Here is a 25,345-nt window from a genome sequence, read left to right as displayed (position 1 = left end):
TCCGCGCAAGCCGTCGCGAGGCCGTGGTGCGTCCTTTCAGGGGGAATCTCAATGAAACACAAATCAATTTCTCGCCTCGTCATGCTCGCGGGGGCCGGTCTGCTCGGCCTCATCGGCGGTTGCAGCCCGATCTCCGACGGAGACAATGACGCGTACGTCGGTTCGGCCGACTCCGCCCTCACCGCCGAGCAGTGCGATTACTTCGATGTCAACGGTAAGGTCCAGCTCTGCCACAAGACCGGCTCGACGAGTCATCCCTACACGATCGTCCGTGTTAGCGAGCAGGCGTGTATCAACGCGCACAGCGCTCACAACGGCGACTTCGTCACCAGCCTCGACCCGACCTCGCCGCTCTACGACCCGACGTGCAGCGGCCAGGGCTGCCTGGCCGTGAACGCGCCGTGCGACGCCACGGTCCCCTGTTGCGACGGCCTCACGTGCCAGAGCGGCACCTGCACCGACGTCAACGAGTGCGCCGCCGGTACCGACAACTGCAACGAGAACGCCACCTGCACCAACACCGTGGGCTCCTTCACCTGCGCCTGCAACGCGGGGTACGAGGGCGACGGCGTGACCTGCACCGACGTCAACGAGTGCGCCGCCGGTACCGACAACTGCAACGAAAACGCCACCTGCACCAACACCGCGGGCTCCTTCACCTGCGCCTGCAACGCGGGGTACGAGGGCGACGGCGTGACCTGCACCGACGTCAACGAGTGCGCCGCCGGTACCGACAACTGCAACGAGAACGCCACCTGCACCAACACCGCGGGCTCCTTCACCTGTGCCTGCAACGCGGGGTACGAGGGCGACGGCGTGACCTGCACCAACATCGACGAGTGCGCCGCAAGCCCGTGCCTGAACGGTGGCACCTGCATCGACGGCGTGGGTAGCTACACCTGCGAGTGCGCGCCCACCTACGAGGGGAACAACTGCCAGGATTGCGCCGGCACCCTCGGGGACTGCAACGGGGACTCGTCCGACGGCTGCGAGGTGAACCTCCAGAGCGACGCCGATAGCTGCGGCGCCTGCGGCATCGTGTGCTCGACGGGCCAGATCTGCTCGAACGCCACCTGCCAGGCCGCCCCCCCCGGCCAGGTCCCCGGCACGCCGGTCAGCTCCCCCGCGAACCACAGCCCGCTGGCCCCGGCGGTCGCCGATGTGAATGGCGACGGCAAGCTCGACATCCTGGTGGCCAACGCCGAATCCGGATCGATCCTGACCCCCTCCGGCTCGCTCTCCGTTTTCCTGGGGAACGGCGACGCCAGCGTCCAGTCGGAGGTCAACTACGGGAGCGCCTCGCTCTCCAGCAACGCGGTCGTGGCCGTGGACGTGGACGGCGACGGGTGGCTCGACGCCGTCACCGTCAACGGTCAGACCAACCTGCTCCTCATCAACGGAAACATCAGCGTCTACAAGAACCTGGGCCCGAGCGCGCCCGGGACCTTCGGCGCGCCGACGAGCTTCACCACCGGCACCCCGGGCTCCGTCCACCTCTGCACCGGGGACTTCAATCACGACGGGGTGGCTGACATCGCCACGACAAGCGTGACCCTGAGCCAGGTGAGCGTGCTCTTCGGCACCGGCGCGGGCAGCTTCGGCGCGCCCACGTTCATCGGCATCCCGAACACCGGCGGCGTGCAGTCGACCATCGCCTGCCGTGACCTGAACAGCGATGGCTTCTCCGATCTCGTGGTGACGAGCCCCGCCAGCGCACGCCTGTCGGTCCTCATCAACCAGGGCAACGGCTCGTTCGCCGCACCCGTCTCCTACAGCAACTCCGCCAACGGCCAGACGGCGGGCATCGCCTTCGGCGACGCCAATGGCGACGGCACGCTCGACATCCTCTCGAACGGCGCGGCCGGCCGGTTCCTCTTCTTCTTCAAGGGGAACGGCAACGGCACCTTCGCGAGCGGCGCTCAGTCCGCCGCCGCGGCCACTACGGCCGCCAACTCGGCGCTGGGCGTCGTGGCCGATGACTTCAACGGCGATGGCAAGCTCGACGCCTACATCCTCGTTACAACGGCCTCGGGCGGCGTCCGCCCGATGACCGGCAACGGCAACGGAGGCTTCACCTCGGGCACCGTCGTCACGACCGGCGCCTCGCCTGGCCTCAACGCCATCGCCACCGCGGACATGGACGCGGACGGGTACGCCGATCTCATCCTGACCAACAGGGGCTCCGGCACCGTGACCGTGGTCCCCAACGGACTCTGAGTCGCTGTCCGCGATACCGCCATGGGGCGGTGTGCCCCGATTTCAGCGCGGTCTCGGTAGGAGAATCGGTGCGCCGCGTGCTTCGCACGCGGCGCACCGGAAGACGCGCAGGCGCCTGACCCGACCCCACCTCCACAGAGGCTGTATTCCACACGGGTGCAGGACCACGCGGCGTGCTCGGCGTCACGGGGAAGGTCGCGGGCTGTTCGGCCGCTCTGTTGGGCATGCTGCTCGCGGGATACACGGCGGTGCTGCTGAACAACACCGCGATACCGCCGTGGCAGTCCACTCGCCGCACCCTGCCCTCGTTCTTCATGGCGTCAGCGAGCGCGAGCGCGGTGAGCTATTTTTTGACGTCCCAGGCGACCTCGAGGGACACGGGGCCCCGAAACATGGTGACCTGCCAGAACTTCACCGGTCGTTCGTCCGCGAGGCGGAGGCCTGGCAGGCGCTGCGTGAGCACGGAGAGCGCCACGCGCCCCTGGAGGCGCGCAAGGGGGGCACCGAGGCAGAAGTGCACACCACGGCCAAACCCAAGGTGCTCGCCCGAACCGGCGCGCCCCAACTCGAACCTCGAGGGGTCCTCGAAGACGCTCTCATCGTGATTGGCAGAACCCAGGAGCACGAGGATCCGCGCATCCTTGGGGATGGTGACGTCTCCTATCTTCACGTCGACATTGGCGACACGGGCGGTCCCAGGAACCGGGCAGTCCCGGCGAAGGGTTTCCTCCACGGCGGCGGCGGCGAGGGACGGATCGCGCACGAGCGCCGCGAGCTGCTCGGGATGCAGGAGCAAGAGGCGCAGGGCATTGCCGAGGAGGTCCGTGGTGGTCTTGTGGCCCGCAAACACGAACGCGGTCGCATAACTGACAGCCCTGGCCATGTCGAGCTGACCGTTCGGAGCCGTGGCCGTCTGGATGAGCGTGGTGAGGAGGTCGTCGGCTGGCGTGCTCCGGCGCGCGGAGATGAGATCCGCGAGATGGTGCTGCATGGCCACCACGCTCTCGGCCGCGCTCACCCATTCATGGGTGGGCAGCTGACCGCTCATGAGCAAGCGCGCTGCGTCATCTGCCCATTGGCCGAACTTGCCGACGTCGGCCCGCGATACTCCCAGGATGTCCCCGATGACCGCCACCGGCAGCGGGCCGCAGAAGCGCGCGATGAGCTCCGTCCGACCCGTGGCCTCGAAAGAGTCCACGAGCTGGTTCGCCAGCGAGGTGATGGCGCCCTCCAGGGAGGCAATTCGCTGGGGGGTGAAAGCGGTGTTCATGCTCCGCCGGACCGACGTGTGCTCCGGCGGGTCGAGGTGGATGATCGAGCCGGTCCGCGGGAACCCCCTTCGCATGACGGCCACGACCTCGGGCGGCGGCTCCTTGACGCTCACGGTGGTGAGCCGCGAGGAGAAACGGTCCGTGTCGCGGAGGATCGCGGTGACATCCGCATGCCGGGTGGCCACCCACATGCCCAGATCTTCGGAGAAGAAGATCGGCTCCTCGGCGCGGGCCTGCGCATAGAGCGGGTACGGGTCCTGCTGCACTTCCGGCGAAAAAAATGGAAACACACGCGACATGGACCACCGGGGGCAAGGAGGGTGCGGCCCTCCCCTTTCTAGCACCCCCGCAGGCCCGTCTTCCGCGTTGCACCCGGCGAACTCGCGAACGCCGCGAGCGCGTTGGCCGCCTGATTCAAATCGTCAAGCGACATCACTTTCGACTTCGACGTCTTCACCTGTCCTGGCCGCGGCGGGCGCCGGAGGGGAATGGCGATGCTCAAAGGCCCCGGCGTCAAGGAGGTGTTGAGGCACCTGGGGTTGCCCACCGTCCCCTTGCCCCTGACATCTGCACGAGGCCCGCCCCAAGGGCAGTGGCTGCACTCAAGGGCAGAGGCCCCCCGACACCTCGGTTTCAGCGGCACCGGCTGGGCCACACAGGCTGCCCGACAGGCAAGGGTGGAACCACGCGTGACGATGGCGTCCGGCAGTGGCGTGTAGCTCAGGATTCACGCCCTCAAGCGCCATCCAAGGTTTTCACTTTTCACCTGTCTTTCCCAATGCGGGCTAAGCTCAATCGTGCCTGGGACAGACCGCCGTGCCCGTACGACGGCTGGCCCATCCCCCCCACGCATCAAACGGAGAACCATATGAAACGGATAGGGATGGTCATCGCGCTGCTCGTTGGCCTCAACGCAGGGGCCCAGGCTCGAGCCGCTGCCTTGAATTCAGCGGCGCTGCGCAATCGCGTCAGCGTGTCGCTGGCCGCCGACAAGCGCGAGATGGCGCTGACCCTTGCGAAGCAGGATGCGGCGCTGCGAAGGGATCTCGCCTCTCGCTTGAGCGGCGAGCAGCTCGCGGTGGATTTGAAGCAGTGGCTGAGCACTGTACCGTCCCAGGCCTCCGTCAAGGCTGCGGCGGAGCGAGCGGACCTGAACATTCGCCAGCGCAAGGGCCTCGAGGGCGAGGTCGACAGCCTCCTGCAGCTCCGTCTGGCCAGTGCTTCCATGCTGGAGCTGCTGAAGCAAGGCGTTGAGCCCCTCTATGCTTACGAGCCGGATGGGAACGACGCCACGTGGCAATTCATCGAGGCCTTCGATCGCTTTGGCGGCGTGCACCGCCTGGACGTGCACCGCATGCCCGAGCAACCAGTGCTGGTGGTGGACATCGACGGGCGGAAGGACCTGGCCGCTGGCATCAAGCTGATGCGCGAGCGCCTCGTGGCCTACGGCCAGCGTCCCATGCCGACGCTGAACGTGGGCGCCACCGCTACCGCCACCGCCACCAGCACGCCGGTGACGATGCTCGATCGCATCTACCTGCACGACGACGAGGAGCCCTGGATCTCCGGTAACGCGGAGGTCTATGCCATCGTCAACGGAGTCGACCCCAGCCGCGACGAGCCGGCGCTGGATATCGTCGACATGCCCTATCTGGATACTGACGGCACGACCTACTACCCGAACCAGATCCTGATCTTCTGGGACCGCTACCGCTGGGCGGCGGCGAACGTGATCATCATGGAGCACGACGACAACACCAACTATCAGGAGTTGGTGGCCTCACTGTTCACGATCGCGAGCCAGATCCTGACGGCCGTGGGCCAGCCGGAAATCTCCGCCCTGGTGGCCCTGGGCAGCGGACTGGTGCAGAGCATGCCCAGCAACTGGTTCACGAACGACGACGACTACGTTGATTCGTTCTACACCCTGGAGAAGGGCATCACCTACACCAACCATGCCGGAGCAGGCGGCAACGCGGTTGTGTATCTCAGACCGTACGCGATCGCGGGCCAGTAGATAGCACCGCTTGACGAGAGCTAGAGCGCCGAACAGGTCAGGTCGCGCCGCGCGCTGGTAGCGCGCGGCGACGCTGAAGCGCAGTTTCGACTTCGACGTCTTCACCTGTCCTGGCTGCGGCGGGCGCCGGAGGGTACTGGCGGTGCTCAAAGGCCCCAACGGGAGTGGCTGCACTGAAGGGCAGAGGCCCCCCGACACCTCGGTTTCACCGGCACCGGCTGGGCCACAGAGGCCGCCCGACAGGCAAGGCGTGCGCGCGCAGGCGGGCGGCGGGGGGCCGCGCACCCCCTCGAGGGCCACGGCCCGCCAGCGTCCGAGCGGGGCGCACAGAGGGGCTACCGGACGCCGAGGTGAACGTGGCCGCCAATTCCGCCTTTACGTGGTGTCGTCCGTCCGGACGCCACAGCTGAGGAAGGAATAGGCCTCCACCTGCTTGAAGGTGCCCGGGGGCGGCGCGTTCTCTCCGGCGTAGGCGCCCCCCCAGCAGGCCACGGTGCCATCCGCCTTCACCCCGCACGTGTGGTCGTCGCCCGCGCTGAGCTGCTGGAAGGCCGAGGCCGGGACGGTGCCCTGCCCGGAGGAGTTGTCGCCCCAGCAGACCGCCGTGCCGTCCACCTTCACCCCGCAGCTGTGCGAGGCGCCCGCGGTGACATGGCTGAAGGCCCCGGCCGGAGGCAGCCCCTGGCCGTTCCAGCTCGCGCCCCAGCAGGCCACGGAGTCATCGGTCCGCACGCCACACGCATGCCAGAGGCCCGCGCTGAGCTGCTTGAAGGTGCCCGCGGGCGCCGTGGCCTGTCCGTGAAGCAGCGGAGCAGGAAGCGGTTCGACGCGGCGTTCAAGGCGCGCGTGGCGCTGGAGGCGGTGCGGGAGAAGGAGCGTCTGGCCCAGCTGGGCCAGCGCTACGGCGAGCATCCCGTGCAGGTCGGACAGGGGAAGAAGCAGCTGGCCGAGCGCGGGACACTGAAAGGAGCTCCCGGGCTGCCCGCGTCGCCGCACCGGAAAGCCTGGCCTTCCGGTGCGCGAGCCTCAGCCCTCGCGCGCTGTCAGGCCGGCATCGCTCCCAGGTAGGCGTCGACCTTGTCCGGCGTCATGAAGAAGTTCACGAAGTCGGTCGGGTCGTTGAAGCCGTTGACGATGCGCCGGGCCACCCGCGGGGCGCCACTGGCCGCGCCCAGCACCTTGAGCACATGGGGCGGCGGCGGCATCAGCAGGGCATTGGTCCAGCCCGTGGTGAAGGTGCCGTAGCTGTTCCAGAACGACTCGAAGGTCTGGTTCATGAAGGCGGCGTCAAAGGCCTTGCCTCCATGGCCGACGATGGCCTGCTCGACCGCGTTGGAGAACCTGGCGGCGTTGTTGGAGCCCTGACCGGTGATGGGGTCGTTGAGCATGACAGCATCGGCCATGCCCATGACGATGCGCCCGCTGGGCAGCTGGCCCACCGGCTTGCGCACCGTGGGGGCGAAGCGCCCGGTCATGATGCCGTTGGCGTCGGTCAGCTCGACCTGCTCGCAGCGCGCCGCCTCCCAGGGCAGGAACCTGGCCAGGATTTCCCTGGAGCGCGCCAGGTGCTGGGCCGGCGTCGACACGTCTCCCCAGCAGTCCATGGGGCCACCGGGCACGCCCTCGAACACCATGATGTCGCACGGGCCGCTGACGGTGAGCGCCGGGAACACGAAGTATTCGCCGACACCGGGAATCAAGTTGAAGTTGACGGCTGAGAACTCGGCGCGCGGCTTCATGCCGTGGACGTAGGTCAGGGCGAGCGCGCGCTGGGGCTCGTTGTAGGGGCTGCGGGTGGCGTCACGCTCGAACAGCCGCGTGAGTGCACCCTTGCCGGCGGCCACACACACCAGGTCATAGGTCTTCGTCCACTGCTCCAGGTCGTCGATGCTGGCTTCGTGGATGCGCAGGTCGCCGCCCAGGCGGGTGAACTCCTCCATCCAGCCGGGAAACTTCACGCGCTGGTCCACCGACTGTGCGTAGTGGTCCAGACGGTGGCCCCAGCTCAGGGCTTTTTCGCCGGGCAGCTCGGGGTGCGGCACGCTGAAGGCGATGCCCTCGACCGGCGGGCAGTCCTTTTCCCAGAAGTTCAGGCCACGGTCGCGCTCCAGCTGCAGGCTGTCGTGGAACATGCACTGGCTGGACAGCACCTTGCCGGTGCGCAGGTCCTCCGCCGTGCGGTTGCTGGAGATGCTGACGCGGTAGCCGCGCTTGAGCAGGCTGATGCCCAGCTGCAACCCGGACTGCCCGGCGCCGACAATCATGATGTTGCGCATGCTTCCGCCTCCTGGTGGGACCGTGAAACAACCATAGCGGCTTCAGGGCCCTGCCGTCCCAGGCACGGCCGCGTCCCTTCGAATTGTCCCGGCCAGCGGCCCGCCCGGCGGCGGAGCGCGCGGGCCGTGTCGCTCATTCCATCAGCTTGGGGATGGCGGGCTCGTAGGACTCGGGACCCATGGCCGAGTAACCACCGTCCACGGCGTAGTCGGCGCCGGTGACAAAGCTTGCATGGTCCGAGCACAGGAACAGCACCACTTGCGCCACCTCTTCGGGGTCGCCGACGCGGCGCAGCAGGTGGAAGGGCGCGGCCACGCGGTCGGTCTTGGCCCTGTCGCCGTTCGTCAGCTTGTTCATGACGGCCGACCAGGTCCAGCCGGGCGAGACGCTGTTGACGCGGATGTGGTCCGGCGCCAGGTCCATGGCCATGTTGCGGGTGAGCTGCACCAGCGCGGCCTTGCTGACCGGGTAGAGCCAGCGCCCGGGCTGCGCCACGCGCGAGGAGATGCTGGCGAAGTTGACCACCGCGCCGCGTCCGGCCTTCTTCATGTGCGGATGCACCGCCTTGAGCATCATCACCGCGCTGACCACGTTGACGTCGAGGGTGCCCAGCCAGTCTGCGCGCGAGGACTTGAAGCCTTCATCCACGTAGGAGCAGGCCAGGTTGACCAGGAAGTCCACGCCGCCGAAGCGGGCCGCCGTCTCATCGGCACAGGCCTGCACCTGCGCGTCATCGGTGATGTCGGTGGCTCGGAACCACACGCCCTCACCGCAGCTCGCGGCCACCGCCTCGCCACCGGTGACGTCGATGTCGGCCAGGGTGACCTTCACACCTTGCTCGTGCAGTGCCCGCACCACGGCGGCGCCGATGAGGGTGGCGCCGCCGGTGACGATGGCGGTCTTGCCTGACAAACCTTGGAAAGTGGCCTTGGTCATGATGTCTCCTCCGTGTCGTGTCTTCACAGTCCCGCGGCTTTCTTGTCCATCCATCCGAGGGTCTTCGCGTGGAGGCTCTGGATGTAGAGCCGGTCGTCCGTCTCGGTCACGGCGGTGGCCTCGGGGTAGGCGCCACTCGGGTCCTGCATGTCCACGAGCACGCGGCCCTCCTCGTCGAACGCGAAGACGTGGCCATAGGGCTTCGGCACGGGCCACAAGGACCTGGGCAGCCGCACCGAGAGCGCGCGCAGCCAGGGCTTGCCGGCCGCCTTGTCCACGAAGGCGCCGCGAGGCTTGGTGAAGCCCACCCAGATGCGACCCTCCTGCCCGCGCATCAGGTTGTCCGGGTAGCCGGGCAGATTGGAGAGCAGCACCCGGGCCTGTTCGCTCGGCTGGGCCGCCAGCTGCTTCGCATCCAACTCCTTCGCATCCACGGCCACCTTCCAGATGCGGTACTCGCCTGTCTCGGTGAGGAACAGGGACTTCCCGTCCTCGGAGAGCGCCAGCCCGTTGGGGAAGCACAGGCCCGTCATCACCACGCGCGTGGTCTTCGCCGTCGGCGCGTGCTCGAGCAGGCGCCCGGTGCATTGGTGCTCGAGGATGTCGAGCACGCTGGCGTTGAAGGTGCCACCCCACTTCGTGGGAGCGAAGCGGCGCGAGGCATCCGTGAAGTAGATGCGGCCGTCGGGCGCCACCACCACGCCGTCGGCATAGAGGATGGGGTCTCCCTTCACGGGGTGGTCCACCGTGTCGGCCAGCACGTCAATCTTCGCGTTCGCTCCGAGATGGGTGGCCTTGAGCAATCCCCGCATCGGGTCCGCGATGATCATGTCGCCCCGGGCATCGAAATCGAAGCCCAGCGGCCGTCCCCCCGTGTTCACCACCACCTCCCGCGAGGCGCCATCGGGGGCCAGGCGCACGATGGCGCCGCTGAGCACGGCGGCGTAGACGTGGCCGTCGCGGATGACGACGTGCTCGGGGCCCACGTCCTCGCCCAGCTCGAGATGTTTCAACCCCGCCAGCTTGTGGTTCACCGCATGGGGCCCCTGGTAGCCCGGGTCCGGAGGGGCGCTCCACACCACCGGCTGGATGGGAACGGGCCACAGCAGCAGGTAGGCGGCGAGAGCCACCAGCAGGACGAGGAGCACGGTCAGGATTCTTCGCATGGGCGCATTCTGCCCGAACCCGAATCGGCATCCGATGCTCGCACGCGCGGCGCTATTCAGACGGACAGGAGCGCCACGGCTGGGTCAGGCCGAGCGCCGGAGCCACCAGGGCCTCGGCGGTGTCCGGCAGCACCGCGTGCCGAAGGCGGCAGGAGGGTGTCCGGCAGGGCAAGGCAATCTGGCGCCCACCGGCGTCAAGTGCGAGAAGCTCGAAGGACTGCTCAGCGACCTCCAGGACAGCCGTGCCAACCGCCTCAGGCAGGGATGACCCATGCAACAACAGACTTACCGATACCTCGACCGGCCCGCCTTCCTGGAAGGCTGCTTCTTCTGGAAAGGACGTGGCTACCACTACGCGGGCCCGGTGGCGGCGCAGGCTGCCGATGTCCAAGCCGCTGCGGGCGACGACCCGTGGATCGCGGTCGCCGCCGCCCTGGAGGCGGCCAAGCAGGGCGACGGCAGCGGCATTGCGCAGCTGCGGCGCTGGGTGCTGGACGAGCAGGCCGCGCCCACCTTGGTGGCGGCCTGCCTCGACCTGATCGCCGATGCCGGGCGGCGCGACGACCTGGAATTCCTCGCCGGCCTGATGCTGGACGGGGGCGACGGCCTGCGCATCGAGGCGTGCCAGGTGGCCCAGTGGTGTGGCGCCCTGTGGCTGGTGCCTTACATGCTTGAAGCGCGCAAGGCAGTCCGGCGCCTACCGGACAAGCGCACCATCGAGGCGAACGTGAGCAACCTGCTGGAATCGGTCGACGGCGAGCCGGTGCTGTATGACGGCCGCTACGACGACAACGAATACGCCGAGCTCGTCCATGCCCGCACGGGCGAGCTTGCGAGTCAGGCCGGCACCGACGAGGTGGCCGTGTTCGGCGGTGAATTGCTGGACATGGAGCGCATGGTCTGGTGCATGAGGAAGGCGCTCGTCAACCGCGGCCGCGGCGGCTGGACCGACTGGGGTGCCTTCCTGTCGTGGCGCCGGAAGTTCGAACCGTTCACCGGCGTGGACTGCAGCAGCTTCTATTCCGCCACGGGCGAGTTCCAGCCCCTGAATGCGACGGTGGTGCTGGAGCGCTATGCCGAGGATCACCCCCATCCCGGCTTCGTGTCCGGGCAGCGCTATTTCTTCGGCCAGCGCGTGGAGTCGGCATGAGCGGTGGAAATGGCTGGGCGGCATCCTGGGTGGCGGCTTCGCCTATGGCCGCCGGACCCACGACGGGCGAGCCGTTCTCCGGCCAGCCGCACGCCTTTGAGCCGAGCAGCGGCAAGGGCATAGGAATTTCAAACGCCCTCGGCAAGGCACGAGACTGGCCCCAAAGTCGTCCTGCGGTGGCCTGCTGTGGCCTGAAGTACCTCGATCTGGGCGGCTCGACCGCTGCGTCGTGCTGGGTCGGCAGGTCCTGGACCGTTCACAGGCCGCGCCATCGGTCTCAGTATCAGGGTTGACCCTGATGTCGACAGCGTCGTGCCGACACGACGCGCAGCGCCTGCCCCAGCCGCAGTGCGGCCCCGGCTCGCGCGCCGGGCCCGTGGGCAGCGGCTGCGGCTGCGGCTCCAGCCCAGGTGCGTGAGGTTCTTCTCGATCACCGGCCGCTCCAGGATGGCGGCGATGATCTTCATCTCGCCGCCGCAGTTCGGGCACTGCTGCATGTCGATGTCGAACACACGCTTGAGCAAGCGAGCCCAACTGATTCGGTGCGGCCGGGCTGAGGCCCCTGCTGGCGCTGCGGAGGTGCGGAGCAAGCAGCGCGCTGCGCGGTTGGACCAGGCGACGCTGCTGAAGCGCAGTTTCGACTTCGACGTCTTCACCTGTCCTGGCTGCGGCGGACGCCGGAGGGGAGTGGCGGTGCTCAAAGGCCCCGGCGTCAAGGAGGTGTTGAGGCACCTGGGGTTGCCCACCGTCCCCTTGCCCCTGGCATCTGCACGTGGCCCGCCCCAACGGGAGTGGCTGCACTCAAGGGCACAGGCCCCCCGACACCTCGGTTTCAGCGCCACCGGCTGGGCCACAGAGGCCGCCCGACACGCAAGCAGTGCGCGCGCAGGCACGCGGCGGGGGGCCCCGCCCCCCCCTCAAGGGCCACCACCCGCCAGTGTCCGAGCGGGGCGCACAGAGGGGCTACCGGACCCCGAGGTGAAAGTGGCCGCCAATTCCTCCTTCTGTGAAGCGTATCGGAGTCCCCTCGCTCACGAGGGTCGCCGAAGAGCACCGGTGCCCACCCTCCCCTTTCGTCGTGGAATGGGACGAGGCAAGCGCCCGCCCCGTCGTCGGGCTCGCGACGGAACGAGCCCCTCCCCTGCCCCGTACCGCAACTGCGTCTCAGCCAGAGACCGCGGACAGGTAGCGCTCGAAGGAGGTCTCCACGGCCGCTCGCCCGCCGCCGAGGATGTTGCGCCCCCAGGTGTAGCCGAACACGTCCTCGAAGTCGTAGGAGCGCAGGCGCTCGCGCATGCTCCGCACGTCGCTCGGCTTCATCGGGATGAAGTTGGGATAGCTGTACATGAACGTGACGTGGCGCCGGTCGGAGACGACCTGTAACGCGTCGCCGGGGAACAGAGTTCCGCCAGAGCGCGGTCCCCGCTTCCAATGGAGCGCGGTGCTGCCCGGGAAGTGTCCGCCGCAGCGGATGAGCGTGACGTCCTCCGAGAGCCGGAGCACGTCCCCACTCCAGAACCGGATGCTCGCCGACGGCCTGCGCACCCATTCCCTGTCGGCTTCGTGCAGCAGGATGGGCACGCCGCCCAGCGCTTCGCTCCACTCCACCATCGCTGTGTAGAAGTGCGGATGCGAGATGACCATTCGGTCCACCCCCCCGCGCGCCTTCAGCGCGGAGACCGCCTCATCCGTGACGAGGCTGATGCACTCCCAGAGCACATTGCCCACGTCCGTCGGCAGGTGCAGCGCCCGCTGGGGAATGGCGAAGTCCGCCGGCAGGCTGAGGCCCAACAGTCCCGCGTCCTCCTCGATGCGCAGCGTGTACTTCCTCGCGAGGGCCTCATGCGTCGTCCACCGCTGGCCGTTCCAGCCCACATACTGGCGCTCGTCCTCGCATACGGGACAGTGCTCGGGAGGCGCAGGCGTCTCCGCGTACTGCGTGCCACAGGTCTCACATAGATAGAGAGGCATGATGGGGCTCGGATGAATGGGGAACCTCAACGCGCCGCCGGAGCAGTTCCCTGATGGAACAACACCTGGCGGGCCTCGGCGGACAGGTCCTGCTTCTTCGTGTACACGTCCTCGACGGAGTCGTAGACGCGCTGAGTGGCGGGCCGCTGCTTGATGCGCTCGAACCAACGCTCGACGTTGGGAAAGGCCGAGAGCGTCTGCCCGTGCGCCGCATGCGGGACGACCCAGGGATAGCAGGCGAGGTCGGCGATGGAGTACGCCCCGCCCGCGATGAAGTCCCTGCCTTCGAGCCTGCGGTCGAGCACCCCATAGAGCCGTGACACCTCCCGCGTGTAGCGCTCGATGGCGGCGGACTGGGGCTCGGATGCGTAGACGCGGAAGTAGCCCGCCTGCCCCGCCATCGGTCCCAGGCCGGCGACCTGCCAGAACAGCCACTGCGTGGCTTCGACGCGGGCCCGGCCGTCCGCGGGCAGGAGCTGGTCGGACTTCTCCGCGAGGTAGAGCAGGATGGCGCCGGACTCGAACACCGGCAGCGGCGTCTCGCCGTGCAGCGGCGCATGGTCGACGATGGCCGGAATCTTGTTGTTCGGAGAGATGGAGAGGAACGCCGGAGCGAACTGCTCTCCGGCCGACAGGCGAACCGGAACGAGCCGGTAAGGAAGACCGGTCTCCTCGAGGAACAGTCGAATCTTCAGGCCATTCGGGGTGGGGCTGAAGTACAGGTCAATCATCGGAAAGCTCCACAGCGAGGCCACGTCATGCGGCCACGCTGGAGCCCAGACTAGACGCGCACTGGCCCTCCTATTGGGCCAGTTTGGTGGTTTCTCACTGGGCCAATGAAGTGCCCGGATGATGATGGTTTACGGGAGCGCACGAGGCGGGCAGTCGGAAGGGTTGAGGCTCTGCCTGCCTCGCGCGCACCACAGCTGCCAGTCCCCCTTCGCGGCCTGGGGCACCAGGCCCTTCAGCCATCCCGCGACGATGGCTCGGGCCCGCTCGACGGACAGGTCCTTGCGACGAAGCTCCTCGAGGACGTGAGCGGCGGACTCGTGGCTCCGGGCAGGCCGCGTGGACACGCAGCAGGAAGACGCCCAGTACGTCGGGCACACCGTCGTCGGAGACCTCGACGCCGCGCCAGCGTTCCCGGGTTCCCACGGCGAGAATCGCAGGTTCACTCATGTCCGGAATCGCGCACGATGAACGGGCCGAAAGCACATCGATGAGCGTCCGAGCTGTGCCAGGACGCCCTCCCACCAAGGGCCTGTCGGCTATACAAAAACGACCGGAGAGGGGCCGTGAATCTCGAGCACGACCTGCTGAACGGTCCGGAACAGCGCTCAACCTGCTGGGAGGTCGTGTTTCGGCGATGCGCCGAACTTGCGCGTGTAATCCCGGCTGAACTGTGCGGCGCTCTCGTAGCCGACGTCGAATGCCGCCGCGGAAACCGTGAGCGTTCCGGCGCGCAACAGGCGGCGGGCCTCGAGCAGTTGCAGTCCCTTTCGATACTGAAGCGGTGATGACGCCGTAATCGCCTTGAGATGGAGCGCGTCGACGAGCCTGGCGTCGCAGGGTTGGACCGAGAGCGAGCGCGGCTGCGCGGCGGAGGGAAGCGACTCGGCCATTGCCTCGTAAAGGTCGCGCAGCGTGTCCAGCTCCACGTCGAAGAGCAGCGCGAGGTATGGGGCTTTCGTGACGCGTGCGATTCTCGCCGTGGCCGAACATCCTGGCCTATCTGCAGCGGATTGGCGCGCGCCCCGCGTATCAGCGCGCGATGCAGAAGGCGGATCCGGACATGCCGCCGTTGTTGGGGGCCACTCCATGACCGGGAGGGCCGTCAGCGATACGTCACGCGCGGAGGTGCGGCTCCGTTGGCGGGAGACTCACCGTGTGGGGGGCTCCCGTGGGACGCGCTCCTCACGGCCCCGCGCGACGCGGTACGCGGTACGCGGACGGCTGAGAAAGCCGCGCCACCCGGCAGGACGTCCTTCGCGCTCAGCCCACGCCAGAAGCGTGCGCCGCGAGCGCACTTCGGCGGCCTGGGACGCGAGGCCCGCCCGAAGCCGGGACAGACCCTGCTTGAGGGAGCCTTCGAGATCGCCGACGATCACATCCTGGTTCTCGCGGTGAGGCATCAGCGCGAGGACGACTATCAGTGATGGGTCTTCGGAGCGTGCGCTTGGACGCCTCAGCTTCGTCATAGCGACGACAAACGACAGGCGGGGTAGGTCACTCCCCTGGCCTCGAAGATGGGCTGGCCATCTGAGTTCTTCTTGCAGTTCTCGACGGCCCGACGGTCGTCCTTGAACTTGTAGGTCACATCGGACAGGTATCGCTCGGCCTGCGACTTCGCGTCGGACTCGCTGTAGGTGTCTGGCTTGAACTCCCAGACTACGCAAGCGTCCTTCTGAAACGAGACGCAGTCCGGCCGGCCGGAAGAGAGCGAGAGCTCCTTCTCTTCGCAGATGCGCTGATTGTACAGGTGCTTCTCTTTCCCGTACTCCATCGCCGCGCGAACCTTCGGGTTGTTCGAGCCGTTCATGACGCCGTTCTTCACGTTGTCGAGCGTCTTGTAGTCGTCGTTCAGGCGCTGCCAGGCGCGCTCGGTGTAACGGTCGATGGCGTTGGAGAGCTCGCTGACGAGCTTGTTCGACTCGTCCTTGACCTCGTCGGTCGAGGTCAGGGACTTGACGTTGTTAAGCAGCGCCTTGGCGTCATTCAACAGCCGCTCGGCGTCGTCCTCGAGCTTGTCGGCCTCCGAGTTGACGCTGTCGTATTCACGCTTGACGTTTTCTTGAACCTTGTCGCGAAGCGACTGTGCCAGCCGGTTGGCCTCATCCTCGTTGGGCTCGACGTCGAGCCGGCAGATTTGTGTGATGAGCTCGGCGAGCTCGTTCTTGTCCATCTCGCGGAGCTTCCTGGAGCGCTGGATGTACGCCTCGACCCGGTTGGTGACATCCTCCATCTTCCGGCGCGTGCTGTCCCAGTCGCTCTTCCGGCTGGTCAGGTCATCCACGGGGCCGGCCTGGGCTGCGGTGGCCACCGCGAGCATCACCGCCATTGCTCCGTACATCGAGAGAGTCGTCCACTTGTTCATTCTATTCATGGCTGCCTCCTGTAGCTCTAATCGTTTCCGGTGCAAGAATTCTGACAGCGTCCGTCACAAGCTCGGGTGGAGGAAACCGTGTCCGTGTGTCGCGTGGAGGGACAACGCAATCGCTTACGTACTGGGTTCCCGTGGAGGTTCACGTTCAAGGTATGGGGACGGGGAATGGGGCGGCTTCGGAGGCAGCACCAGGTAGACGGTCACCGTCACGAAGACGCGAACCACCCCGAGTCCCTGGTACGAGTGCGATTGCGCTCTCCGTCGACTGAACACTCGCTCCGTTCCCCCGGGCTCCGTTCCCGCTCACTCCCCCAAGTCGGGAGCCAATCCTTTGACCGGCTGGAGATTTTTCGACTTCGACGTCTTCACCTGTCCTGGCTGCGGCGGGCGCCGGAGGGTACTGGCGGTGCTCAAAGGCCCCAACGGGAGTGGCCGCACAGAAGGGCACAGGCCCCCCGACACCTCGGTTTCAGCGCCACCGGCTGGGCCACAGCCCAACCAGGTCATGATTCCAGGCGGAATGGGGCCCTGTTCAACGTCGGCTGGGAAACTCCCACCTGGCCTGCCAGTGCCACGGCGCTCACCGCGCCCAGGCCCACCATCCTCTTCACCCTCTGCGCCGCGAACGCAGCTGTACGGCAGAGGAACTGCTTCACATTGCTCAACAGTGGCGTGGCCCGACGTCAAATGGTGCATCGCGCCGGAACACCTGGATTGCCGTAGACGCAGAACGGTACATGCTTCGTGCCGTGCGCGTACCCCGCTCCATGCTGCCGAGGCTCGCGGTGGTGGCCCTCCTCTCGAAGGCCGCACCGGCCGTCGCCCAGGAGGAAAAGCCGCTGTCGGAGCGGAGCCTCGAAGAGCTCATGGCCACGCCGGTGGTGACTCCCACCAAGGAGCCACGCCGGGTGCGCGAGGCCCCCGCCATCATCTCGGTGGTAACGCGCGAGGACATCCGCCAGTGGGGCTTCACCTCCGTGGGCGAGGCGCTCCAGCTCGTTCCCGGACTCTACTGCACGCACGACTACCTGGCCGCGGACTGCGGCGTCCGCGGCATCACCGGTGGACAACGCGGCTACAGCAAGAACCTCAAGGTGATGGTGGATGGGCAGCCCGTCTCCTTCCGCTCGGACACCACGAACCTCCTGGGGCCCGAGTTGCTCCCCATCGACCTGGTGGAGCGCATCGAAGTCGTACGCGGCCCGGCGTCCGCCGTGTATGGCGCCAACGCCTTCTTTGGCGTGGTGAACATCATCACCCGGCAGCGGCGCGACGGGGTGTCGGCCGGCGCGCACGCACAGCTGAATGATGACCTGGGGGGTGGCGTGTCCGCGGAGGTCCTCGCGGGCAGTCAGGCCTGGGGCATCACGCTGGGCGCCTCGGCGCAGCGCAGCGACTATGACGGGCGGCGGCTTCCTTCCTCGTCACCCGACTTCCCAGTGTTCGAAAGGACCCGCAACCTGGAGTCACGTGACGCCATCACCCGGCCCCTGAGCACCCTGGCCACCTTTCACCTCGATGTCGGAGCGGTCTCCTCGGAGGTGCTGGCGCGCTATGGCCAGCTCGACACGGTGGCTGAGTTCCTGGACTTCGGGGCGCTCACCCATGAGAACCGGGTCGCACTGCACATGTTCGACGCCCGCGCCAGGACGCGCTGGCAGATGACCGAGCGACTGGCGCTCGTCGGCAGCCTCGCGCTGGCCACGGGAGGCCCCAGCAGGAAGGAGCGGCTCAGCATCGGCTCGGAAGAGTCCTACCCCAGGCGGCGCTTCGGCTACGACGCGTGGGACGCGGTGCTCGAAGGGCATGCCCGCCTGTTCCGGGAGGACTCCCTCGTCCTGGGCGCGGACTACACGCGTGACGATGAGGACCTGCTGGAGGTCTTCCGCGTCGACCGCGACACCGGCCAGCAAACGCGCCTCAGCCCCGAGGCGGGGCACAAGCTCTTCACCAACGTCGGCGTCTACGTGCAGTACGTGTCCCACCCGATGGATGTGCTGAGCCTGACGGCGAACGCGCGCCATGACCGGCACAACCTCTACGGGGACACCACCAACTTCCGCCTCGGCGGCGTCTGGACGCCGAGCGAACGCGTCTCCGCCAAGCTGCTCTATGGAACCGCCTTCAAGGCACCGGCGGCGCTGGAGCTCTACGCCCAGCCCCTGTTTCCGGGCGACGCCGTGGGCAACCCTGAGCTCCGCCCCGAGACGTCCCGGATGCTGGAGGGCGAGGTCCACTGGCAGCCCTCGCCGACGCTGGCCCTCTCCCTCGCCGGCTTCCTGGGTCGCGTGCGTGACAAGGTGGAAGTGACTCCCTTCGGGTCCAACTTCCAGCCCAGGAACACCGGGCGCCAGGATGGAATCGGGTTGGAGGCCGAGGGACGGTGGCTCCTCGGACGGCACACCCTCAGCGGCAGCTACGCCTACCAGCACACCCACACGAAGACCTCCGACATCTTCCTGGGAGAGGTCTCCACGCCCACGCAGCGCTACCCGCGAGTGACGGCGCAGCTTCGCTGGCAATACCGGGAGCCTGTCCTGGGGACCTTCAGCGCGGCGCTCCGCCATGCCTCCGCGCGCCTGGCCACCAGCGCCAACGTCCAGGCGAACCGGCTCCACCCCTACGAGCTGCCCGCCTACCTCGTGCTCGATGCCGCGTACCTCCAGTCGTGGGAGCGGCACACGCTGCAGCTTCGCCTGGGAAACCTGCTCGACCTCGACGACCCGGAGCCTGGCTTCGGGGGGATTGACGTGCCGAAGCGGGGACGTGAACTCATGCTCCGCTACAGCTACGAGCTGTAACGGCGCGCGAAAGGGGGAGTCTTCATGCGGCTCGGAGTGTTCGCGTTGCTCCTGGCGCTCGGCTGCGACACCTCGTTGTCTCCCGAGCCCCCGATTCCCGACCCGAACAGGGTCCACCTCGGTCTGCTCCAGGCATTCGGCGGGCCGGGCGGTTTCGATGGGTTCTTCGCGGAGAAGGAAGCGCGCCTGGCCCTCCAGGAAATCAACGCCGCCGGGGGCGTGAATGGCCAGGAACTGGACCTGCTGCTGGCCGCCACCGAGCGGGGAGACCCTGACCCCACCGCCATCACGCGAGCGTCAGCCAACGAGTTGGCGGACCTCGGAGTGGTCGCCGTCGCGGGGCCGCCCACCAGCTCGGATGTGCTCGGGATGGCGGACCTGGCGGTCTCACGGCGCCTTCCCATCATCTCCTCATTCGCCACCGCCGCGGCCATCTCCGAGCTGAACGACGATGACTTCGTCTGGCGCATGCTCCCCTCGGACGAATTCCAGGGTCGGGTGCTGGCGGACCGGATTCACCGGGATGGCATCGACACCGTGAGCATCCTTCACACCAACACTCCCTATGGTGTGGGCCTGGCGCGGACACTGCGAGCCGCCTTCGAGCAGGCAGGAGGACGGGTGTTGGCCCAGGTATCCTTCCCCGAGGCGAAGACGACCGACTTCGGAGGCGAGGTCGCCGCGGCGTTTGCCCAGGGCGACCCGCCCGCCATCGTCCTCATTGCGAGTGCCTTCGAAACGGCGGGCATCTCCACGGCCCTGCTCGAGCGCAACCCCATGCCCCGGCCCGCGCTGTACGGTGGCGACGCCAGTCGGGACAACGCGCTCCTGGGGAATGCACCGCCCGAAATCATCACCGGCATGCGAGGTACCCTGCCCACCGCTCCACGGGACAACCCCAGCACGCTTGCCCACGACATGGCCTACCGGAGCGTCCTGGGGGAGGAACCGCAGCGGTCCCTGCTCCCCGTCTATGACACCGTGTACCTCATCGCGCTCGCCCTGCTGCAGGGGGGCGAGAACACCCACGAGGCCGTGCGCGCCCACCTGCGCGAAGTGTCCAGGCCCGACTCCTCGGCCCCGGTCTCCGTGGGCGTCGGCACCGAAGAGTTCCTGAAAGCCGCCCGCAACGTTGGCGGCGATCTGGACTTCGAGGGCGCCAGCGGTGGCATCGACTTCGACGCCCACGGCGACGTCACCCGCATCACCTACGAAATCTGGGAGGTTGTCAGCGGCCCCGAGGGGCTCGCCTTCGTCCGGATTGAAGAGGTGACCCTTCGCTGAGCCGCGCGCGACAGGCGCCGCTCACCTCTGGAGAATCGTGCATGTCCTCCGCCGACGTACGCGTGCTGGGTCTCGACGACATGGCGCTGATGCGCGGCGGCCGGACGTGAGCCTGTTCGCGCGCGCCCTGGTCGCCTTCCTCGCATTGCCGGGCACGGTGGCGTTCCTGGTGCCGGCGTTGTGGGTATGGCGGGCGCAACTGCCGCTGCGGCAACCGCTGGGACTGCTGGCGACGGCACTCGGCACGGCAGGCCTGCTGTGGTGCGTGCGCGACTTCTACGCCTCGGGCAAGGGCACGCTGGCGCCTTGGGCGCCGCCGCGCGAACTGGTGGTGGTCGGGCTGTATCGCTACAGCCGCAATCCGATGTACGTGTCGGTGCTGCTGGTCCTGCTCGGCTGGGCGATGGCGTTCGCGTCGCGAGGACTGCTCCTGTACGCGCTCGCGGTGGCGCTCGCGTTCCACCTGCGCGTGGTGTTCGGCGAGGAACCCTGGCTGGCGCGCACGCATGGCGAGGCGTGGTCGGCGTACGCCCGACGCGTGCGTCGCTGGCTCTAGGTCGGCGCGCGGTCGGGCGTCGCAAGCGCCCCTACGGGGCCGAGAGGGGCCGTGAGTCTCGAGCACGACCTGCTGAACGGTCCGGAACAGCGCTCAACCTGCTGGGAGGTCGTGTTTCGGCGATGCGCCGAACTTGCGCGTGTAATCCCGGCTGAACTGTGCGGCGCTCTCGTAGCCGACGTCGAATGCCGCCGCGGAAACCGTGAGCGTTCCGGCGCGCAACAGGCGGCGGGCCTCGAGCAGTTGCAGTCCCTTTCGATACTGAAGCGGTGATGACGCCGTGATCGCCTTGAAGTGCTTGTGGAACGAAGACGCGCTCATCCCGACGCTGCGCGCGAGCCTGGGAATCTCTACGGGCGCTCGAAAGTCACGCCGCAGCTGTGCGATTGCTCGCGTGATTGCGCTGGCGTGGCTGTCATGGCGGAGCAGGTCGCGCAGCATGCCGCCAAACGGCGCCGTCGCGAGCCGGTAGTGGAGCTCGCGCGAGACGAGCGGACCCAGCACCGCTGCATCCATCCGCGCATCCGCGAGTGCGAGATAGCGATGGAGCGCGTCGACGAGCCTGGCATCGCAGGGTTGGACCGAGAGCGAGCGCGGCTGCGCGGCGGAGGGAAGCGACTCGGCCATTGCCTCGTAAAGGTCGCGCAGCGTGTCCAGCTCCACATCGAAGAGCAGCGCGAGGTATGGGGCTTTCGTGACGCGTGCGATGACCGGAAGGTCGTGACTGACGAGCAGACACTCGCCAACGCCCATCGGAAACGAATCGGCGCCCAGTACCGTTTCTTTTCGTCCCTGGAGGACGAGGATGATGACCGGCTCGTAGATGGCGGCTTCGAACGATGTCGGCTGGTGGTGCCGGAGGATGCCGAGGTTCTTCAGCGGTCGCACGTACTGGCTCTCGCGGCCATTCGGGCGAGGGAGCTGGCGCGCAGCGAGCTCGGCGAGATCCGCGAGGTTCATGCGGCGAGCGTAGCACCCTCTCGCTCGTGTCTCCGGCGAGAGGATCGAGCAAGAAGCAGAGAGGTACAGGCAAGCATCCCGCGACATGCAGCCGTACATTGAGCTCATGACGAACAACATGCTGACCGTGCATCACCTCGGGCGCTCCCAATCGGAGCGGATTGTCTGGCTTTGCGAGGAGCTGGAGCTCGAATATGAGCTGAAGCGGTATGCGCGCCGAAAGGACAACAAGCTGGCGCCGCCGGAATACAAGGCGCTGCACCCGATGGGGACGGCGCCCATCATCACCGATGGGCAACTGGTGCTCGGCGAATCCGGGGCAATTTCCGAATATCTGATTGAGACCCATGGCAACGGACGGCTCGCCGTGAAGCGCGGCCAGCCCGGATTCGCCGACTATCTCTACTGGTTCCACTTCGCCAACGGGACCTTGCAGCCGGTCGTCTTGCAGGTGAGGTATCTGGAGCGCGTCGATCCGTCCGAGGAGAACGCGCCGCTGCAGGCGGCGAAGGAGCGGTTCAACCAGGTCTTCTCCACAGTGGAGAAGCGTCTGGGTGAGGCGCTCTATCTCGCGGGTCCGGAGCTGACGGCGGCGGACATCATGATGGTGTTCTCGCTGACCACCATGCGGCTGTTCAAGCCGTACAACCTCTCGCCGTGGCCGAACATCCTGGCCTATCTGCAGCGGATTGGCGCGCGCCCCGCATATCAGCGCGCGATGCAGAAGGCGGATCCGGACATGACGCCGTTGTTGGGGGCCACTCCATGACCGAGAGGGCCGTCAGCGATACGTCACGCGCGGAGGTACGGCTCCGTTGGCGGGAGACTCACCGTGTGGCGGGGCTTCCGTGGGACGCGCGCCTGCTCGCGCTGGCGGCCATTTCCCCGGACGACGCAGTGGGTGTCCGTCAGGGTGACCGACCAGGATACGATTGGCGGAAACGAGGTGGCCCATCAAGCCGCGAACGCTGTTGATGCTGCAGTGCCTGTATCCGACGATGGCGATTGCCTACCTGGCGGTGAGCTACCTGCAGGTGAGGAGCGGCGGCGTGCAGCTGAGTCGGGCGCCGCCCCTTCCGGCGATGGGGCTGTTCGTCGTGTATTCGGCCTGCCTGCTGTTTGGGGTGTACCGCAAGCACCTGCCCTATCGCATCGCGATGGGGGCCGCGATACCGGCATTGGCGTATGGCGGGGTGCTGATGAACATCGTGAACTACGTCCAGACCGGATTGGACGGCTACAGCTCGCTTGTCGCGTGGGCCATCGGCACCGCCATCAACACCTATGGCCTGATCTGGAACGCCGTCGCCGCGGCAGGCGCCTACAGGCGTTAGGCGCGGTTCCGCCCGTAAATCAGAGCCCGAAGAGCTGGCTCCTCGCCGCCAGATGCCTCAAGGGACTCCTGGCCATGTCCGGCAACGAGCCTGCCCCGGCCCTCGTCCACACCACTCCACCCACGTTCGAGAACTGAGCGCATCGATGCGGCCCACATGCATCCTCCCGCCTCCCGCATGACTCCCGAGCCCTCCACCGAAGCCGCGGTGCCCACGCGGGACTTCGCGCCCACGCCCGTTTTTCCTCCCGTGCATGGCACGCGGGAGGAGGCGCGCCTTGCGCTCCTGCTCGCAGGGGTGCTGGCGCCCATCCTGTTGCTCACCCTCATCTTCAGCCCGACCGGCCAGCTCAACTGGCTGCTGGAGACGGGTCCGGGGCTGGTAGGCATGGTCGTGCTGGCCGCCACCTTCCGCCGCTTCCCCATGTCGCGCTGGGTCTACGTCTGCGTCTTCCTGCACGTCCTCGTGCTCACCTATGGCGGCTTCTACACCTACGCGCTCACGCCGTTGGGCAACTGGGCGCGCGACACCTTCGGGTTGATGCGCAACCCGTATGACCGGCTCGGCCACTTCGCGCAGGGCTTCTTCCCCGCGTTCATCATCCGCGAGGTGCTGCTGCGCCGGACTCCGCTGCGCCGAGGCGGCTGGCTGAACTTCCTCACCGGCTCGGTGGCGCTGGCCATCAGCGCGTTCTACGAGTTGCTCGAGTGGTGGGCCGCGCTGCTGCTGGACCCCGAGGGCGGAGACACGTTCCTCGGCACGCAGGGCGACATCTGGGACGCCCAGTGGGACATGTTCCTGGCGCTGTGCGGCGCCACGGTGGCCATAGCCGCCTTCGGCCGGGCCCACCTGCGCAGTGTGGAGGAGTTGGTGGCGCGCGCCCGTGTCACCTGAGCGCCGGAATCGAAAAGAGGAGGCCGAAGCTGGACGAGTCGCTCGCCAGGGGCTGCGAGCCCTGCCAACCCGCCCCACCCCGGCCTCAAGGCCCGTCCTCGAGTTCCGCCTGCTTCAGGTCCGCTAGCAGCGCGTCCCCGGTCCACGCGCGGCGCTTGCCGCTTTCCGCCTCGTGGATCAGCTCCACGAGGCGTGAGTTGACCGGAGCGGACAGCCCGTGCCGGTGGGCGAACCGGACGACCTCGCCGTTGAGGTAGTCCACCTCCGTCTTCCGGCCCGCGTGCAGGTCGTCCCACATGGACGAGCGCGCCTTCGGGTCGATGGCGAGCATCTTCTTCGCGAGACCGCGGAACACCGCGTCCGGCCCCCCCAGCAGCGTGGGAATCCAACCTGGCGGCAGCGGCGTCAGCTTCGCGGGTTTCACCCCGGCGTGCTTCAACACCGCCAGCGCCTCGCTCTGCGCCAGCGCCAGGCATCGGCGCCACGCGCGCTGGGACAGTTCCTCCTTCAGTGGCAGGTCCGCCAGCGCATTGACGGCGTTGTTGAGGTTGAGCAGCAGCTTCGCCCACTGCACCGCGACGATGTCCGCGTGCTGCTTCAACGGCAGCCCCGCCCGCGTGAAGGCATCCAGGAAGGGCGCGAGCACCGCGTGCTGCTCCACCTCCAGCGTGCCCTCGGTGCCCGCGTGGAAATGGCCCTGGCCCTGCGCCGCGACGTTGAAGGGCACCATGCCCTGCAGCACCGCGCGGCCCGGCAACAGGCCGCGCAGCACGTCCGCGCGGTGCAGACCGTTCTGGAAGCTGATGACGCTGGCGCCGGGTTTGAGCCTCGCCGCGAGCGCGCCCCCCGCCTCTTCCGTCGCCGCGGACTTCACCGTGACGAGCACCAGGTCCGCCGAGGCCAGCGCCTCGTGCCCCGTGGAGACGTGCACGTCGGAAGCCGGCACCTTCAGGTCCGCGCCCCGCCAGTCCGTCAGGCGCAGGCCGTGCTCGCGGACCTCCGCCACCACGCGCTCCCGGCCGATGAAGCGCACCGCCGCGCCCGTCGCCGCGAGCCGGCCACCGACGTAACACCCGATGCTGCCCGCGCCGAAGACACAGATTTCAGGGGACGAGGCCATGGCGCGCATCGTGTCACGTCGCGGGCCACACCACGACGGTGTCGCGAGTCAGGATGACCTGCACCCGCGACCTCGCGTACCGCAGGGCTTTCAGTATCAGGTTCGACAGCGCCCGCTCGACGAGCCGTGCCACGACGCGAACGATGAGCGGACAGACATCCGCCCAGCCGAGGTGGCCAGAGTGATAGCGGTAATAGCCGTCAACGGGAGCGCGCGCTCCCTTGAACAACGCAGGGCCCTCTTGAGGGACCTTGGGCGGACCGCCTGAGGGCTTCAGACGCGCCAACC

General features: G+C 67.7%; 22 protein-coding genes. 9 read left to right on the top strand and 13 right to left on the bottom strand.

Annotated features, from left to right (window positions below):
* The first annotated feature begins 51 nt into the window (after positions 1–51).
* On the top strand, positions 52–2,217 hold the full coding sequence (locus tag OV427_RS25475) for an FG-GAP-like repeat-containing protein (RefSeq protein ID WP_267858766.1): 2,166 nt from the start codon (positions 52–54) through the stop codon (positions 2,215–2,217).
* Positions 2,218–2,560: 343 nt separating this feature from the next.
* Here OV427_RS25475 and OV427_RS25470 read toward each other — a convergent pair whose 3' ends face one another.
* Positions 2,561–3,787, bottom strand: a complete 1,227-nt coding sequence (locus tag OV427_RS25470) for a cytochrome P450 (protein WP_267858765.1) — start codon at positions 3,785–3,787, stop codon at positions 2,561–2,563.
* A gap of 584 nt (positions 3,788–4,371) precedes the next feature.
* Here OV427_RS25470 and OV427_RS25465 point away from each other — a divergent pair.
* Positions 4,372–5,505 carry a DUF3103 domain-containing protein gene (locus tag OV427_RS25465; protein WP_267858764.1) on the top strand — a complete coding sequence of 378 codons (1,134 nt, stop codon included), beginning with the start codon at positions 4,372–4,374 and terminating at the stop codon, positions 5,503–5,505.
* Between the two features lie 375 nt (positions 5,506–5,880).
* Here OV427_RS25465 and OV427_RS25460 read toward each other — a convergent pair whose 3' ends face one another.
* The 4 genes from OV427_RS25460 to OV427_RS25445 form a co-directional block, all read right to left on the bottom strand.
* Positions 5,881–6,417, bottom strand: a complete 537-nt coding sequence (locus tag OV427_RS25460) for an RCC1 domain-containing protein (protein WP_267858763.1) — start codon at positions 6,415–6,417, stop codon at positions 5,881–5,883.
* Between the two features lie 131 nt (positions 6,418–6,548).
* The gene (locus OV427_RS25455; protein WP_267858762.1) at positions 6,549–7,781 is read right to left on the bottom strand and encodes a styrene monooxygenase/indole monooxygenase family protein; all 1,233 of its coding nucleotides are present in this window, start codon (positions 7,779–7,781) and stop codon (positions 6,549–6,551) included.
* A gap of 133 nt (positions 7,782–7,914) precedes the next feature.
* Positions 7,915–8,718, bottom strand: a complete 804-nt coding sequence (locus OV427_RS25450) for an SDR family oxidoreductase (RefSeq protein WP_267858761.1) — start codon at positions 8,716–8,718, stop codon at positions 7,915–7,917.
* A 23-nt stretch (positions 8,719–8,741) separates the two neighbouring features.
* Positions 8,742–9,884: an SMP-30/gluconolactonase/LRE family protein gene (locus tag OV427_RS25445; protein ID WP_267858760.1), complete on the bottom strand. Its 1,143-nt coding sequence runs from the start codon at positions 9,882–9,884 to the stop codon at positions 8,742–8,744.
* Positions 9,885–10,155: 271 nt separating this feature from the next.
* Here OV427_RS25445 and OV427_RS25440 point away from each other — a divergent pair, with 271 nt between their 5' ends.
* Positions 10,156–11,034: a hypothetical protein gene (locus OV427_RS25440; protein WP_267858759.1), complete on the top strand. Its 879-nt coding sequence runs from the start codon at positions 10,156–10,158 to the stop codon at positions 11,032–11,034.
* 1,164 nt (positions 11,035–12,198) lie between these two features.
* On the opposite strand, the gene OV427_RS25435 is transcribed toward OV427_RS25440, so the two are convergent.
* From OV427_RS25435 to OV427_RS25415, 5 genes are all read right to left on the bottom strand, one after another.
* The gene (locus tag OV427_RS25435; protein WP_267858758.1) at positions 12,199–13,005 is read right to left on the bottom strand and encodes an MBL fold metallo-hydrolase; all 807 of its coding nucleotides are present in this window, start codon (positions 13,003–13,005) and stop codon (positions 12,199–12,201) included.
* A 26-nt stretch (positions 13,006–13,031) separates the two neighbouring features.
* Complete coding sequence (locus tag OV427_RS25430) at positions 13,032–13,736, bottom strand: glutathione binding-like protein (RefSeq protein ID WP_267858757.1); 705 nt, start codon at positions 13,734–13,736, stop codon at positions 13,032–13,034.
* Between the two features lie 129 nt (positions 13,737–13,865).
* Positions 13,866–14,081 (bottom strand): hypothetical protein, encoded by a 216-nt coding sequence (locus OV427_RS25425; RefSeq protein WP_267858756.1) that lies wholly within the window; start codon positions 14,079–14,081, stop codon positions 13,866–13,868.
* A gap of 261 nt (positions 14,082–14,342) precedes the next feature.
* Positions 14,343–14,663: an AraC family transcriptional regulator gene (locus OV427_RS50600; RefSeq protein ID WP_324289988.1), complete on the bottom strand. Its 321-nt coding sequence runs from the start codon at positions 14,661–14,663 to the stop codon at positions 14,343–14,345.
* 536 nt (positions 14,664–15,199) lie between these two features.
* Positions 15,200–16,099, bottom strand: a complete 900-nt coding sequence (locus OV427_RS25415; RefSeq protein ID WP_267858755.1) for a hypothetical protein — start codon at positions 16,097–16,099, stop codon at positions 15,200–15,202.
* Positions 16,100–16,845: 746 nt separating this feature from the next.
* Between OV427_RS25415 and OV427_RS25410 the strand changes: the two genes are divergently transcribed.
* The 3 genes from OV427_RS25410 to OV427_RS25400 all read left to right on the top strand — a co-directional run bounded on the left by OV427_RS25410 (position 16,846) and on the right by OV427_RS25400 (position 20,749).
* A complete protein-coding gene (locus OV427_RS25410) occupies positions 16,846–18,909 on the top strand; it encodes a TonB-dependent receptor plug domain-containing protein (protein ID WP_267858754.1) in 2,064 nt (687 codons plus the stop codon).
* 24 nt (positions 18,910–18,933) lie between these two features.
* The gene (locus tag OV427_RS25405) at positions 18,934–20,193 is read left to right on the top strand and encodes an ABC transporter substrate-binding protein (protein WP_267858753.1); all 1,260 of its coding nucleotides are present in this window, start codon (positions 18,934–18,936) and stop codon (positions 20,191–20,193) included.
* Between the two features lie 106 nt (positions 20,194–20,299).
* Complete coding sequence (locus OV427_RS25400) at positions 20,300–20,749, top strand: methyltransferase family protein (protein ID WP_267858752.1); 450 nt, start codon at positions 20,300–20,302, stop codon at positions 20,747–20,749.
* Positions 20,750–20,842: 93 nt separating this feature from the next.
* Here the strand turns inward: OV427_RS25400 and OV427_RS25395 are convergent, their stop codons facing one another.
* The gene (locus OV427_RS25395) at positions 20,843–21,709 is read right to left on the bottom strand and encodes an AraC family transcriptional regulator (RefSeq protein ID WP_267858751.1); all 867 of its coding nucleotides are present in this window, start codon (positions 21,707–21,709) and stop codon (positions 20,843–20,845) included.
* 106 nt (positions 21,710–21,815) lie between these two features.
* On the opposite strand from OV427_RS25395, the gene OV427_RS25390 reads away from it, so the two are divergent.
* The 3 genes from OV427_RS25390 to OV427_RS25380 all read left to right on the top strand — a co-directional run bounded on the left by OV427_RS25390 (position 21,816) and on the right by OV427_RS25380 (position 23,937).
* Positions 21,816–22,478 carry a glutathione S-transferase family protein gene (locus OV427_RS25390; protein WP_267858750.1) on the top strand — a complete coding sequence of 221 codons (663 nt, stop codon included), beginning with the start codon at positions 21,816–21,818 and terminating at the stop codon, positions 22,476–22,478.
* Positions 22,479–22,707: 229 nt separating this feature from the next.
* Positions 22,708–23,043, top strand: coding sequence for a hypothetical protein (locus OV427_RS25385; RefSeq protein WP_267858749.1), 336 nt, complete (start codon positions 22,708–22,710; stop codon positions 23,041–23,043).
* A 156-nt stretch (positions 23,044–23,199) separates the two neighbouring features.
* Entirely contained in the window at positions 23,200–23,937 is a 738-nt protein-coding gene (locus OV427_RS25380; protein ID WP_267858748.1) for a DUF2238 domain-containing protein, read from the top strand.
* 85 nt (positions 23,938–24,022) lie between these two features.
* On the opposite strand, the gene OV427_RS25375 is transcribed toward OV427_RS25380, so the two are convergent.
* Together OV427_RS25375 and OV427_RS25370 are read right to left on the bottom strand one after the other, a co-directional pair.
* The gene (locus tag OV427_RS25375) at positions 24,023–25,057 is read right to left on the bottom strand and encodes a 2-dehydropantoate 2-reductase (protein ID WP_267858747.1); all 1,035 of its coding nucleotides are present in this window, start codon (positions 25,055–25,057) and stop codon (positions 24,023–24,025) included.
* A gap of 13 nt (positions 25,058–25,070) precedes the next feature.
* On the bottom strand, positions 25,071–25,286 hold the full coding sequence (locus OV427_RS25370; RefSeq protein ID WP_267858746.1) for a hypothetical protein: 216 nt from the start codon (positions 25,284–25,286) through the stop codon (positions 25,071–25,073).
* Between the last annotated feature and the right edge of the window lie 59 nt (positions 25,287–25,345).

It is taken from the genome of Pyxidicoccus sp. MSG2 (assembly GCF_026626705.1).
Taxonomy (GTDB): domain Bacteria; phylum Myxococcota; class Myxococcia; order Myxococcales; family Myxococcaceae; genus Myxococcus.
Note: the sequence above shows the minus strand (reverse complement) of the source record. Positions and strands in the feature narration are given on the sequence as shown.